The 13139-nt window shown below is 61.0% G+C and carries 13 protein-coding genes; 7 read left to right on the top strand and 6 right to left on the bottom strand.

Annotation, left to right across the window (positions count from 1 at the left end; translation table 11 throughout):
* Positions 1–38: 38 nt before the first annotated feature.
* The 3 genes from KGB07_RS29405 to KGB07_RS29395 all read left to right on the top strand — a co-directional run bounded on the left by KGB07_RS29405 (position 39) and on the right by KGB07_RS29395 (position 4067).
* Positions 39–1400 (top strand): MFS transporter, encoded by a 1362-nt coding sequence (locus KGB07_RS29405; protein ID WP_046040284.1) that lies wholly within the window; start codon positions 39–41, stop codon positions 1398–1400.
* A gap of 11 nt (positions 1401–1411) precedes the next feature.
* On the top strand, positions 1412–2965 hold the full coding sequence (gene garD, locus KGB07_RS29400) for a galactarate dehydratase (RefSeq protein WP_046040015.1): 1554 nt from the start codon (positions 1412–1414) through the stop codon (positions 2963–2965).
* Positions 2966–3125: 160 nt separating this feature from the next.
* Entirely contained in the window at positions 3126–4067 is a 942-nt protein-coding gene (locus tag KGB07_RS29395; RefSeq protein WP_046040017.1) for an AEC family transporter, read from the top strand.
* A gap of 84 nt (positions 4068–4151) precedes the next feature.
* Here the strand turns inward: KGB07_RS29395 and KGB07_RS29390 are convergent, their stop codons facing one another.
* The 6 genes from KGB07_RS29390 to gatC form a co-directional block, all read right to left on the bottom strand.
* Positions 4152–4532, bottom strand: a complete 381-nt coding sequence (locus tag KGB07_RS29390; protein ID WP_046040018.1) for a carboxymuconolactone decarboxylase family protein — start codon at positions 4530–4532, stop codon at positions 4152–4154.
* Entirely contained in the window at positions 4529–5590 is a 1062-nt protein-coding gene (locus KGB07_RS29385) for a calcium/sodium antiporter (protein WP_046040020.1), read from the bottom strand. Before KGB07_RS29385 ends, KGB07_RS29390 begins: the two co-directional genes overlap by 4 nt.
* Positions 5591–5640: 50 nt before the next feature.
* Complete coding sequence (locus KGB07_RS29380) at positions 5641–6015, bottom strand: septal ring lytic transglycosylase RlpA family protein (RefSeq protein ID WP_046040022.1); 375 nt, start codon at positions 6013–6015, stop codon at positions 5641–5643.
* A 238-nt stretch (positions 6016–6253) separates the two neighbouring features.
* Positions 6254–7699 carry an Asp-tRNA(Asn)/Glu-tRNA(Gln) amidotransferase subunit GatB gene (gene gatB / locus KGB07_RS29375; RefSeq protein WP_223467494.1) on the bottom strand — a complete coding sequence of 482 codons (1446 nt, stop codon included), beginning with the start codon at positions 7697–7699 and terminating at the stop codon, positions 6254–6256.
* Positions 7700–7709: 10 nt separating this feature from the next.
* A complete protein-coding gene (gatA, locus tag KGB07_RS29370; RefSeq protein ID WP_223467492.1) occupies positions 7710–9161 on the bottom strand; it encodes an Asp-tRNA(Asn)/Glu-tRNA(Gln) amidotransferase subunit GatA in 1452 nt (483 codons plus the stop codon).
* 17 nt (positions 9162–9178) lie between these two features.
* On the bottom strand, positions 9179–9466 hold the full coding sequence (gene gatC / locus KGB07_RS29365; RefSeq protein WP_046040026.1) for an Asp-tRNA(Asn)/Glu-tRNA(Gln) amidotransferase subunit GatC: 288 nt from the start codon (positions 9464–9466) through the stop codon (positions 9179–9181).
* 211 nt (positions 9467–9677) lie between these two features.
* Between gatC and mreB the strand changes: the two genes are divergently transcribed.
* The 4 genes from mreB to KGB07_RS29345 all read left to right on the top strand — a co-directional run bounded on the left by mreB (position 9678) and on the right by KGB07_RS29345 (position 13109).
* Positions 9678–10715 carry a rod shape-determining protein MreB gene (gene mreB, locus KGB07_RS29360; protein ID WP_002555108.1) on the top strand — a complete coding sequence of 346 codons (1038 nt, stop codon included), beginning with the start codon at positions 9678–9680 and terminating at the stop codon, positions 10713–10715.
* A 143-nt stretch (positions 10716–10858) separates the two neighbouring features.
* A complete protein-coding gene (gene mreC, locus KGB07_RS29355) occupies positions 10859–11989 on the top strand; it encodes a rod shape-determining protein MreC (protein WP_223467505.1) in 1131 nt (376 codons plus the stop codon).
* Positions 11989–12480, top strand: a complete 492-nt coding sequence (gene mreD / locus KGB07_RS29350) for a rod shape-determining protein MreD (RefSeq protein WP_007970244.1) — start codon at positions 11989–11991, stop codon at positions 12478–12480. Before mreC ends, mreD begins: the two co-directional genes overlap by 1 nt.
* A gap of 32 nt (positions 12481–12512) precedes the next feature.
* Entirely contained in the window at positions 12513–13109 is a 597-nt protein-coding gene (locus KGB07_RS29345) for a Maf family protein (protein ID WP_223467490.1), read from the top strand.
* Positions 13110–13139 lie beyond the last annotated feature (30 nt).

Genomic DNA, 13139 nt, shown 5'->3' with positions numbered 1-13139 from the left:
TTTACCCGCATAAAAATAATCAGTGGGAGTACATCTACATGCAATCGACCAAGCCGACTCACGTCCGCTATTTGATCCTGCTCATGCTGTTTCTGGTGACCACGATCAACTACGCCGACCGCGCTACCATCGCAATCGCCGGCTCCAGCCTGCAAAAAGACCTCGGCATCGACGCCGTTACCCTCGGCTACATCTTCTCCGCATTCGGTTGGGCCTACGTGGCCGGGCAAATCCCCGGTGGCTGGCTGCTGGACCGCTTCGGCTCGAAAAAAATCTATGCACTGAGCATCTTCACCTGGTCGCTGTTCACCGTGCTGCAGGGCTATGTCGGCGAGTTCGGCATGTCTACCGCAGTGGTCGCGCTGTTCATGCTGCGCTTTTTGGTGGGCCTGGCCGAAGCGCCATCCTTCCCCGGCAACGCGCGCATCGTGGCGGCCTGGTTCCCGACCGCTGAACGCGGTACTGCCTCGGCTATCTTCAACTCCGCGCAGTACTTCGCCACCGTGCTGTTCGCACCGCTGATGGGCTGGATTGTCTTCACCTTCGGCTGGCAGCACGTGTTCATTGTCATGGGCGTGATCGGCATTGTGTTCTCGCTGATCTGGCTGAAAGTTATCCACAGCCCGCGCCAACACCCGATGATCAACGATGCCGAGTTCAAGCACATCGCCGACAATGGTGGCATGGTCGACATGGATCAGGACAAGGCCAAACGCAGCGAAGGTCCGAAATGGGACTACGTGCGCCAGTTGCTGACCAACCGCATGATGCTGGGCGTGTACCTGAGCCAGTATTGCATCAACGCCATCACTTATTTCTTCCTGACCTGGTTCCCGGTGTACCTGGTGCAGGAACGCGGCATGACCATTCTCAAGGCCGGTTTTATCGCCTCCTTGCCGGCGATCTGCGGCTTCATCGGTGGTGTGCTCGGCGGGGTGATTTCCGATTACCTGCTGCGCAAGGGCCATTCCCTGACCTTCGCCCGCAAAGCGCCGATCATTGCCGGCCTGCTGGTGTCCAGCAGCATTGTGGCTTGCAACTATGTGGACATCGAATGGATGGTCGTGGGCTTCATGGCTCTGGCGTTCTTCGGTAAAGGCGTGGGCGCGCTGGGCTGGGCCGTGGTCTCCGACACCTCGCCGAAGCAGATCGCCGGTCTGAGTGGCGGCCTGTTCAACATGTTCGGCAACATCGCCTCGATCACCACCCCGATCGTCATCGGTTACATCATCAGCTCCACCGGTTCGTTCAAATGGGCGTTGGTGTTCGTCGGTTGCAACGCTTTGGTCGCGGTGTTCAGCTATCTGGTGATCGTGGGCCCGATCAAGCGCGTGGTGCTAAAAGAGCCGCCAGCGAACGGTACTGAAGCCCCTGGCAAATTGTCTCAAGCGCATTCCTGAGGAGCGGCGTCATGCAGTTGATTGAACATTCCGACTCGCCGCGCTACATCCGCCTGCACGAGCGGGATAACGTAGTGATCGTGGTCAATGATCAGGGTGTACCGGCCGGTACCAAGTTTGCGGACGGCCTGGTTACCGTGGACTTCGTGCCACAGAGCCACAAGGTCACCCTGGAAGACATTCCCGAAGGTGGCCAGGTGATTCGTTACGGCCAGGTCATTGGCTATGCCTTGCAGCCGATTCCCCGCGGCAGTTGGGTCAAGGAAGATCAACTGCGCATGCCGACCGCGCCACCGCTGGACAGCCTGCCGCTGTCCACCGATGTGCCGGCCGCGCAGGCACCGCTGGAAGGCTTCACTTTCGAGGGTTATCGCAACGCCGACGGCACCGTCGGCACGCGCAACATTCTCGGCATCACTACCACCGTGCAGTGCGTGACCGGGGTGCTCGATCATGCGGTCAAGCGCATCAAGGACGAGTTGTTGCCCAAGTACCCGCACGTCGACGACGTGGTGGCGCTGACCCACAGCTACGGCTGTGGCGTGGCTATCACTGCGACTGACGCGTACATCCCGATCCGCACCGTGCGCAACCTGGCACGCAACCCCAACCTGGGCGGCGAAGCCTTGGTTATCAGCCTGGGCTGCGAGAAATTGCAGGCCGGGCAGGTGATGCACGACAACGACAGCTCGGTGGACCTGAGCGAGCCATGGCTGTACCGCTTGCAGGATTCCAGTCACGGCTTCACCGAGATGATCGAGCAGATCATGGAACTGGCCGAGACACGCTTGAAGAAGCTCGATCAACGTCGCCGGGAAACCGTGCCGGCGTCCGAGCTGATCCTTGGCATGCAATGCGGCGGCAGTGATGCGTTCTCCGGCATCACCGCCAACCCGGCGCTCGGTTATGCCTCGGACCTGCTGCTGCGGGCCGGTGCGACGGTGATGTTTTCCGAAGTCACCGAAGTGCGCGATGCCATTTATCTGCTGACCTCCCGTGCGGAAAACCAGGACGTCGCCCAGGAACTGGTGCGGGAAATGGACTGGTACGACCGTTACCTGGCCAAGGGCGAGGCGGATCGCAGTGCCAACACCACGCCGGGCAACAAGAAGGGCGGGTTGTCGAACATTGTCGAGAAATCCCTGGGATCGATCGTCAAGTCCGGCAGCAGCGCGATCAACGGCGTGCTTGGCCCTGGCGAGCGTTTCAAGCGCAAAGGCCTGATCTTCTGTGCGACCCCGGCCAGTGACTTTGTCTGCGGGACGCTGCAACTGGCGGCGGGGATGAACCTGCATGTGTTCACTACCGGTCGCGGCACGCCTTACGGGCTGGCCATGGCGCCGGTCGTGAAGGTTTCGACCCGGACCGAACTGGCGCAACGCTGGCCGGACCTGATCGACATTGACGCCGGGCGCATTGCCACCGGCCGTGCATCGATCGAGGAGCTGGGCTGGGAGCTGTTCCACTACTACCTGGACGTGGCCAGCGGCAAGAAACAGACCTGGGCCGAGCAGCACAAGCTGCATAACGACATCACCCTGTTCAACCCGGCGCCGATTACCTGATACCGCGTTATCGTTCATCGCGAGCAATCTCGCTCCCATATTTGGAATGCATTCCCCTGTGGGAGCGAGCTTGCTCGCGATGGCGGTCGACCAGACGCCAACGTCCTTGGTGGCTTATCATTAGCCCCCTAACGACGCTCACCCCCAAGGTCCTCCCGGCATGCTGGCAATTTTCCTCGAAACCCTGAACATCACCGCGCCGGTGTTTGCCATGCTGTTTCTGGGTGTGCTGCTCAAGCGCATCGACTGGATCAACGACAACTTCATCCATACGGCGTCGGCCCTGGTGTTCAACGTCACCATGCCGGCGTTGCTGTTTCTAGGCATCCTGCATGCCGACCTGCACGCGGCATTGCAGCCGGCGCTGCTGATCTATTTCTCCCTCGCGACCCTGGTGTGTTTTGCCATCGCCTGGGGCTGGGCGATCTGGAAGTGCCCGCGGGAAGATCGGGGGATCTACACCCAAGGTGCCTTTCGCGGTAACAACGGGGTTATCGGCCTGGCGCTGGCGGCAAGCATGTATGGCGACTACGGGATTTCCCTCGGGGCGATCCTCGCGGCGCTGGTGATCCTGTTCTACAACACCCTCTCGACCATCGTGCTGGCGGTGTACAGCCCGGTGATCAAGTCCGATCCGTGGAGCATCTGCAAAAGCGTGTTCAGCAATCCGCTGATCATCAGTGTGATTGCGGCTGCACCCTTCGCCTATTTCAAGATCGGCTTGCCGGGCTGGCTGGAAACCTCAGGCCAGTACCTGGCGCAAACCACCTTGCCGCTAGCGCTGATCTGCATCGGCGGCACGCTGTCCCTGGCAGCACTGCGCAAAAGCGGCAGCATGGCGCTCAGTTCAAGCCTGGTGAAGATGATCAGCTTGCCGGTACTGGCGACACTGGGGGCGTGGTTGTGGGGCTTTCGTGGGGCGGAGTTGGGAATTCTGTTCCTGTACTTCGGCAGCCCGACCGCCGCAGCCAGTTTCGTCATGGCCCGGGCGGCGGATGGCAATCACGAGCTGGCGGCGGCGATTATCGTGATCACCACGCTGATGGCGGCGGTCACCACCAATGTCGGGATCTTCTTTTTGCAGTGGGGTGGGTGGATCTGACCCTGGAATTCGTGGAGTTCTTCAGGGCGCCATCGCGAACAAGCTCGCGATGGCGCCAGATCAGGCAGCCTGAATTTCAATGACTCACTCCGGCTTCTGGTAACTGTCGATCACTTCCTGCGCCGCCCGAAACGCATCGATCGCCGCCGGCACACCGGCATACACCGCGCAATGCAGCAGCGCCTCGCGAATCTCATCCACAGTGCAGCCGTTGTTCAGCGCACCGCGCACATGTCCTTTCAATTCCTGCGGGCACTTGAGTGCAGTCAGGGCGGCAAGGGTGATCAGGCTGCGGGTTTTCAGCGGCAGGCCTTCGCGATTCCACACGCCGCCCCAGGCGTGTTCATTGACGAAATCCTGCAGCGGCTGGGTGAATTCGGTGGCATTGCCCAGTGCGCGGTCGACAAAGGCGTCGCCCATCACTTGGCGGCGGACTTCAACGCCGGGTTTTTTATTCTCGGTCATGGGGCTTCCCTCTTATGGTGTTGGCGATGCCAGGCGCGTAGCGACGTAAACAGCAAAAACGCCACCAACGCCGGCAGGACGAAAAACAGCATCAAGTGTTCCAGCTTGCCGGCCAGTGGCATGCCGGTGGTGAACGACACCACGTGCAGCCCATACGCCAGGTACAAACCCAGAAACAGCAGGCCTTCGGCGCGGGTCACCCGGTAGCCGGAGTAGAACACCGGCAGGCACAGCGCCGCGACGCCGAGCATCACCGGCAGGTCGAAATCCAGGGCGTTGGGCGACACCGACAGCGGCGACGGCGCCACCAGCGCGGTAAAGCCGAGCACGCCCAGGAGGTTGAACAGGTTGCTGCCAATCACGTTGCCCACGGCAATCTCGCGCTCACCGCGCATTGCCGCGATCAACGAAGTGGCCAGCTCAGGCAGTGATGTGCTGACGGCGACGATGGTCAGGCCGATGATCCGCTCCGACAACCCAAGATCGGTGGCGACCGCAACCGCTGCACCCAGCAGCAAGTGCCCGGCGTACACCAGCATCGCCAGCCCGGCGATGATCATCAGCACGCTGCTCAGCCATGACGCTTGCACGGCGTGATCATGGCTCGATACCGGGCGTGCCGAGTGTCGTGACTGGCGCAGCAACAAGCCCAGGTAAATCGCCAGTGCTGTCAGCAACATCACGCCGTCGGCACGGGTCAGTTCTTCATTCCAGGCGAGTACGAACACCAACAGGCTGGCGCCGATCATCAATGGAATATCCAGGCGCACCAATTGCCGGGAAACCCGCAAAGGAATGATCAGCGCGGACAACCCGAGGGTGACGAGGATGTTGAAAATGCTGCTGCCGATCACACTGCCGACGGCGATGTCGGCATTGTGCGCCAGGGTCGCTTGCAGGCTGATCGCCATCTGCGGTGCGCTGCTGCCGAGGGCGACGATGGTCAGGCCGATGATCAGTGGTCGTACGTGCAACCGCGCGGCGATGCGTACGGCGGCGCGCACCATCAATTCGGCGCCGACAATCAGCAGGAACAATCCGCTGACTAATTCGATCACACTGATCAGGGGTAAATCGGCTAGTCCGAAAATGGTCGGGGCTCCATCGGTCAGTCGTCGAGGGCTTGCACGCGAACCCGTGCGGTGCCGCTGCTCAGCATGCCCAGGCGCTCGGCGGCTTCCCGGGACAGGTCGATCAGGCGGCCACGGGTGTGCGGCCCGCGATCATTGATGCGTACCACGCAGGATTTGTCGTTATTCAGATTGGTGACCTTCACCCGTGTACCAAAGGGTAGCTGGCGATGGGCGGCGGTCATGGAATTCATGTTGAAACGCTCGCCGTTGGCGGTGCGTTTGCCTTGGTGTTTGGCGCCGTAGTACGAAGCCACGCCGGTTTTATCGTAGCCGTGCGGATCGACGGTGTCGGTGCTGGCGCAACCGGCCAACAGAGAGAGCAGGGCGCAGGCGCCGAACAGACGTTTCATTCAAGGTTTTCCCGAAACAATTGTGGGATTAGAGCCAATGTGGCGAGGGGCTTGCCCCCGTTGGACTGCGCAGCAGTCCCAAAATTTCGAACACGATTTGTCAGATACAAACCGAATCCGGAAATTGGGGCCGCTTCGCGACCCAACGGGGCGATGCGGCGTTCCGACAAGCCCTCTCGCCACAAAAACTCGCTCCCACAGGGAATAGAGCCAGATTTTAGAGCTGGCTCCATTCCGGTCAGCCTTCGAGCTTGCTTTTGAGCAGTTCGTTGACCTGTTGCGGGTTGGCCTTGCCTTTGGAGGCTTTCATGGCCTGGCCGACGAAGAAGCCGAACATCTTGCCGCGCTTGACTTCGTCTGCCGCGCGGTATTGTTCGACCTGCTCGGCGTTGGCCGCGAGCATTTCGTCCAGCACCGCCGAGATGGCACCGGTGTCGGTCACTTGCTTGAGGCCGCGCTTGTCGATGATCTCGTCCGCGCTGCCTTCGCCGTTGGCCATCGCTTCAAACACTACCTTGGCGATCTTGCCGGAGATGGTGTTGTCCTTGATGCGCAACAGCATGCCGCCCAGAAGCTCTGCGGAAACCGGCGACTCTTCGATGTCCAGGCCTTGCTTGTTGAGCAGGCTGCCCAACTCGACCATCACCCAGTTCGCCGCCAGTTTGGCGTCGCCGCCGATGCTCGCGACTTTCTCGAAGTAGTCGGCTTGCTCGCGGCTGGTGGCCAGGACGCTGGCGTCATAGACCGACAGACCAAATTGCTCCTGGAAACGCTCGCGTTTTTGCGGTGGCAATTCCGGTAGGGTGGCGCGCACGTCGTCGAGGAACGAGTTCTCGATGACCACCGGCAGCAGGTCCGGATCGGGGAAGTAACGGTAGTCGTTGGCTTCCTCTTTGCTGCGCATCGGACGGGTTTCGTCCTTGTTCGGATCGTACAGGCGCGTCTGCTGGATCACCTTGCCGCCGTCTTCGATCAATTCGATCTGACGCTGGATTTCGCTGTTGATCGCCTTCTCGATGAAGCGGAACGAGTTGACGTTCTTGATCTCGCAGCGGGTGCCGAATTCGACCTGGCCTTTCGGGCGGATCGACACGTTGCAGTCGCAACGCAGCGAGCCTTCGGCCATGTTGCCGTCGCAGATGCCCAGGTAGCGCACCAGCGCGTGGATCGCCTTGACGTAGGCCACGGCTTCCTTGGCGCTGCGCATGTCCGGCTCGGAAACGATTTCCAGCAACGGCGTGCCGGCACGGTTCAGGTCGATGCCGCTGGCGCCGCTGAATTCTTCGTGCAGGCTCTTGCCGGCGTCTTCTTCCAGGTGCGCGCGGGTGATGCCGACACGTTTGACCGTGCCGTCTTCCAGGGCGATGTCCAGATGGCCCTTGCCGACGATCGGCAACTCCATCTGGCTGATCTGGTAGCCCTTGGGCAGGTCCGGGTAGAAGTAGTTCTTGCGGGCGAACACGTTGTGCTGGCCGATCTCGGCGTCAATCGCCAGACCGAACATCACCGCCATGCGCACTGCTTCCTGGTTCAGTACCGGCAGAACGCCAGGCATGCCCAGATCGATCAGGCTGGCCTGGGTGTTCGGCTCGGAACCGAACGTGGTGGAACTACCGGAAAAGATTTTCGACCGGGTGGTGAGCTGGGTGTGAATCTCCAGCCCGATCACGACTTCCCATTGCATGTGTGTCTCCTCAGAAGCCGGTTGGGGTGCGGGTGTGCCAGTCAGTGTTCAACTGGTACTGGTGCGCAACGTTGAGCAAGCGGCCTTCCTGGAAATACGGGGCGAGCAGTTGCACGCCGACCGGCAGACCGTCGACAAAACCTGCTGGCATGGACAGGCCCGGCAAACCCGCGAGGTTGGCGGTGATGGTGTAGACGTCTTCCAGGTACGCAGCGACCGGGTCGCTGTTCTTGGCGCCAAGCTTCCAGGCCGGGTTCGGCGTGGTTGGGCCGAGGATGATGTCGACCTCATTGAAGGCCGCCATGAAGTCGTTCTTGATCAAACGACGAATCTTCTGCGCCTTCAGGTAGTAGGCGTCGTAGTAACCGGCGGACAGCGCGTAGGCACCGACCATGATCCGGCGCTGTACTTCCGGGCCGAAGCCTTCGCCACGCGAGCGTTTGTACAGGTCTTCGAGGTTTTTCGGGTCTTCGCAGCGATAGCCAAAGCGCACGCCGTCAAAACGCGACAGGTTGGACGAGGCTTCCGCCGGGGCGATCACGTAGTACGCAGGGATCGCGTGCTGCATGTTCGGCAGGCTGATTTCCTTGATTACGGCGCCGAGCTTTTCCAGCTCCTTGACGCTGTTGTGGATCAGCTCGGCGATGCGCGGGTCGAGACCGGCGCTGAAGTATTCCTTCGGCACGCCGATGCGCAGGCCTTGCAGCGAACCGTTGAGGCTGGCGCCGTAGTCCGGCACGGGCTCATCGATGCTGGTTGAGTCGTTCGGATCGAAGCCGGCCATACCTTGCAACAATATTGCGCAGTCTTCGGCGGTGCGTGCCATCGGGCCGCCCTGGTCGAGGCTGGACGCGTAGGCAATCATGCCCCAGCGCGAAACACGACCGTAGGTCGGTTTCAGGCCGGTGAGGTTGGTCAGGGCCGCAGGCTGACGGATCGAACCGCCAGTGTCGGTGCCGGTGGCTGCCGGCAACAGACGAGCGGCAACCGCCGCAGCGGAGCCGCCGGACGAACCGCCCGGCACGTGTTCCAGGTTCCACGGGTTTTTCACCGCGCCGTAGTAGCTCGACTCGTTGGCCGAACCCATGGCGAATTCGTCCATGTTGGTCTTGCCCAGGGTCACGGCCCCGGCAGCGGCCAGCTTGGCGACGACGGTGGCGTCGTACGGTGCCTTGAAGTTGTCGAGCATCTTCGAGCCGCAGCTGGTGCGAATGCCCTGGGTGCAGAACAGGTCTTTGTGGGCGATCGGCGCGCCGAGCAGGGCGCCGCTCTCACCATTGGCCCGGCGGGCGTCAGCGGCTTTCGCCTGCGTCAGCGCCAGGTCTTCGGTGAGGCTGATGAAACTGTTGAGCTGTGGATCGAGCTGGACGATGCGCGCCAGCAGGACCTTGGTCAGCTCTTCGGAGGAAAACTTTTTATCGGCGAGTCCGCGGGCGATCTCGGCCAGAGTCAATTGATGCATTGCAGGCTCTTTCCCTATTAGTCGATGACTTTCGGAACCAGGTACAGGCCGTTTTCGACCGCTGGTGCGATGGACTGGTAGGCCTCGCGGTGATTGGTCTCGGTCACGACGTCTGCGCGCAGGCGCTGGTTGGCTTCCAGTGGGTGGGCCAGCGGTTCGATACCGTCGGTATTGACCGCCTGCATTTCGTCGACCAGCCCGAGAATGCTGTTGAGGGCCGAAGTGATGTGTGGAAGATCGGCATCATTGAGGCCAAGGCAGGCCAGATGAGCGATTTTTTCCACGTCGGAGCGTTCAAGCGCCATAGGGATTCTCCAGTGGAAAACAAAACGGACGGCGTCCGTGTGTTAGATTGTCGGAACACTACCGCACTTCTACGGTCATAAGGCCGCGATTGTGGGGCTTGGTGCACAGAAAAGCGGCCAATTTAACATATTGGCGCCTTGCCCAAAATCCCTGTCGTTGTTAGAGTTTGCCGCACTTTTTTACCCACGCGTTGCCTAGGGTCCCTTTCCCATGTTCAAGAAACTGCGTGGCATGTTTTCCAGCGATCTTTCCATTGACCTGGGCACTGCCAACACCCTTATTTACGTGCGCGAGCGCGGTATCGTCCTGAATGAGCCCTCCGTTGTGGCCATTCGGACACACGGTAACCAGAAAAGTGTCGTTGCTGTCGGCACCGAAGCCAAGCGCATGCTGGGCCGTACGCCGGGCAACATTGCTGCCATTCGTCCGATGAAGGACGGCGTGATCGCCGACTTCAGCGTTTGCGAAAAAATGCTGCAGTACTTTATCAACAAGGTTCACGAAAACAGCTTCCTGCAGCCTAGCCCTCGCGTGTTGATCTGCGTTCCGTGCAAATCCACCCAGGTTGAGCGTCGTGCCATCCGTGAATCGGCCCTTGGTGCCGGTGCCCGTGAAGTATTCCTGATCGAAGAGCCAATGGCCGCTGCGATCGGTGCCGGCCTGCCGGTAGAAGAAGCTCGCGGTTCGATGGTCGTGGATATCGGTGGCGGTACCACTGAAATCGCGCTGATCTCCCTGAACGGTGTGGTTTACGCCGAATCCGTCCGCGTTGGCGGCGACCGCTTCGACGAAGCGATCATCACCTACGTGCGTCGCAACTACGGCAGCCTGATCGGTGAGTCCACCGCCGAGCGCATCAAGCAGGAAATCGGTACCGCCTACCCGGGCGGCGAAGTTCGCGAAGTCGACGTTCGTGGCCGTAACCTGGCCGAAGGCGTTCCACGTGCATTCACCCTGAACTCCAACGAAGTGCTGGAAGCTCTGCAAGAGTCCCTGGCTACCATCGTTCAGGCCGTGAAAAGCGCCCTGGAGCAATCGCCGCCAGAACTGGCTTCCGACATCGCCGAGCGTGGCCTGGTACTGACCGGTGGTGGCGCCTTGCTGCGTGACCTGGACAAATTGCTGGCCCAGGAGACTGGTCTGCCGGTGATCGTTGCCGAAGACCCGCTGACCTGCGTTGCTCGCGGCGGTGGCCGTGCATTGGAAATGATGGATAAACACACCATGGACCTGCTTTCCAGCGAGTAAGTCGCCGGATTGCCTCTATGCTGTTGAGCGCGCAGGCGGCACTTTGCAGTGCTGCCTGTTCGCGTTTATCTTCTGTCAGTCTGCATCCAGGCCGGATTGCCGCCGTATGAATAAACAGAACATTTGCCTGGGAGGAGCGGCTTATTAAACCGCTTTTCACCAAGGGCCCTTCACTGGGCGTGCGCCTGTTGGTGCTGGTCGTGCTATCGGTCGCGCTGATGGTGGTCGATGCCCGTTTCAGTCTGCTCAAGCCTGCACGCAGCCAGATGTCGCTGGTGCTGATGGACGCTTACTGGATCACCGACCTGCCTGGACGATTGTGGGAAGGCGTTGCCAGTCAGTTTGGCAGCCGGACCGAACTCGTCGCCGAAAACGAAAAACTCAAGACCGAGAACCTGCTGTTGCAGGGGCGCATGCAGAAGCTGGCCGCCCTGACCGAGCAGAACGTTCGGCTGCGCGAGTTGCTCAACTCTTCGGCCCTGGTCAACGAGAAGGTCGAAGTGGCCGAGTTGATCGGCATGGACCCCAACCCCTTCACCCATCGCATCATCATCAATAAAGGTGAGCGCGACGGCGTGGTCCTCGGTCAGCCGGTACTCGATGCCCGTGGCCTGATGGGCCAGGTGGTCGAGTTGATGCCTTACACCTCCCGCGTCTTGCTGCTGACCGATACCACCCACAGCATTCCGGTGCAGGTGAACCGTAACGGTTTGCGGGCGATTGCCAGCGGCACCGGCAACCCGGAGCGTCTCGAGTTGCGGCATGTGGCCGATACCGCCGACATCAAGGAGGGCGACTTGCTGGTCAGCTCCGGCCTCGGTCAGCGTTTCCCGGCCGGTTATCCGGTGGCGACGGTCAAGGAAGTGATTCACGATTCCGGCCAGCCGTTTGCCATTGTCCGCGCCGTTCCGACCGCCGCCTTGAACCGTAGCCGTTACCTGCTGCTGGTGTTCAGCGACAACCGGACTGCCGAGGAGCGCGTCAACGCTGCCGCCCAGGCCCAGGAAAGCCTGGATGCACAGGGTGGTGGACCGATCATTCCGGCGACGGTTCCGAAACTGGTCAGCCCTGCGGTCCCCGCTGCACCGGCCGCCGCACCGGCGATTCCTGCCACGGCGGTGCCTGCGGCCACCGCGCCAGCCAAGCCAGCCAAGCCAGTCACCACGCCAGCCAAGCCTGCGGCAGCTAAACCGCCGGCGGCGCAACCCGCTGCCGCGAAGCCTGCCGCCAAACCGCCAGTCTCCGCGCCGGCCACTCCAGTGGGGAGAGAATAATGGGCGGTGTAAAAGCATCCCGAAACGGCTGGATAGTCTGGCTGACGTTTGCCGTCGGCCTGCTGCTGAGTGTTTCGCCTCTGCCGCAATTCATGGAAATCCTGCGCCCGCTGTGGCTGGCCTTGTTGCTGGCATTCTGGGCGTTGAACCTGCCGCAGACCGTCGGGATGGTGACGGCGTTTTGCCTGGGGCTGGCCGAAGACGTGCTCTACGGTACCTTGCTGGGTCAGAATGCCTTGATCCTGACGCTCATCACCTATCTGGTGCTGGCGCTGCAGCAACGTCTGCGGATGTTCCCGATGTGGCAGCAGAGCCTGGTGATCCTGGTGATCTTCGGCCTCGCCCAGCTGGTACAACTGTGGCTCAGTGCCTTGACCGGCAATCGTCAGCCGACGCTGGCGCTGGTGCTGCCGGCACTGGTCAGCGCATTGCTCTGGCCCTGGATCAGTTTCGGTTTGCGCGGACTGCGTCGACGCTACAAAATCAATTAATTCGCTCAGGCATTGGACAGGGAGAGGTCTTGATGAAACGGTTGTACCTCGCCTCTGGTTCGCCGCGTCGACGTGAACTGCTCACGCAGATCGGTGTTCCGTTCTCCGCCATCAGTGCGGATATCGATGAAACTCCTTTAGCTCAAGAATCCCCGTCGGCCTACGCCGAGCGCCTGGCGCGTGGCAAGGCCGAGATTGGGCGCGACAGCATCGTGTCTGACGAACCGTTCTGCGTGCTCGGCGCCGATACCGCCGTGGTGCTCGATGGAAAAATTCTCGGCAAACCAGTTGATCAAGCGGATGCGTGCGCCATGCTGATGATGCTGTCAGGGTGTGAGCATGAAGTCCTGACCGCGATTGCCGTGCTCGATGGCGAACGTTGCGAATCCCGGGTTGTCACCAGTCGCGTGCGTTTTCGGGATATCGGCCGTGAAGAAGCCGTGGCCTACTGGGCCAGCGGTGAACCGCGGGACAAGGCGGGCGGTTATGGCATTCAAGGACTGGGTGCGGTGTTTGTCGCCGGGCTCGATGGAAGTTATTCAGCGGTGGTCGGACTGCCGCTTTGCGAAACCGCGGAACTGCTCGGCCATTTCGGCATACCCTGTTGGCAACCCCGGAACGCGCTTTAAGCGTCTTCCTGAACAGATGCGGCCATTATC

It is taken from the genome of Pseudomonas sp. GL-RE-26, assembly GCF_019956275.1.
Lineage (GTDB): Bacteria > Pseudomonadota > Gammaproteobacteria > Pseudomonadales > Pseudomonadaceae > Aquipseudomonas > Aquipseudomonas grandcourensis.
The sequence above is the reverse complement of the archived record's forward strand: the minus strand, read 5'-3'. Positions and strand labels throughout refer to the sequence as shown.